Source organism: Oleiphilus sp. HI0043 (assembly GCF_001634935.1).
In genome coordinates this window covers 1-674 of record NZ_LWEY01001939.1, presented here as the reverse complement: position 1 = coordinate 674, position 674 = coordinate 1, and the positions used below count along the sequence as shown (strand labels likewise).

Below are 674 nucleotides of genomic sequence, written 5' to 3'. Positions count from 1 at the left end.
CTTTATTTGGCGAACCAAAACCTATTACTGTTTTACAGCAAATAATAGTTGGCTGAGTAGTATTACTTTTAGCTTCTTTAATGGCCGCCTCGATGGCATCAGCATCATGACCATCTACATTAGGAATAACTTGCCAGTTATAAGACTCGAAGCGCTTAGGTGTATCGTCAGAGAACCAACCTTCGACTTCACCGTCTATTGAAATGCCGTTATCATCATAAAAAAGTACCAATTTACCCAAGCCAAGCGTACCTGCTAAAGAACACACTTCGTGGGAAATACCTTCCATCAAACAGCCATCACCAGCAAATGTATAGGTGTAATGATCAACGATATTATGACCTTCACGGTTAAATTGCGCAGCAAGTGACTTTTCGGCTATCGCCATACCCACCGCATTAGAAATACCTTGACCAAGAGGGCCAGTGGTAGTTTCAACTCCGGGTGTGTATCCGTATTCAGGGTGACCTGGCGTTTTAGAATGTAGCTGTCGGAAGTTTTTAAGATCTTCAATACCCAGATCATAACCGCTTAAGTGCAGCAAAGAATAGATAAGCATTGAACCGTGGCCGTTGGACAATATAAATCGATCGCGATTTGGCCAAGACGGGTTCTGAGGGGTATGCTGTAAGTGGCCGTTCCATAACACTTCAGCAATATCAGCCATTCCCATT

General features: G+C 43.2%; 1 protein-coding gene. It reads right to left on the bottom strand.

Translation table 11 applies throughout. From position 1 onward, the window contains the following. Positions 1 to 674 (bottom strand): transketolase family protein (locus A3729_RS29985; protein ID WP_255376425.1); only part of this gene is annotated, 674 nt, incomplete at both ends.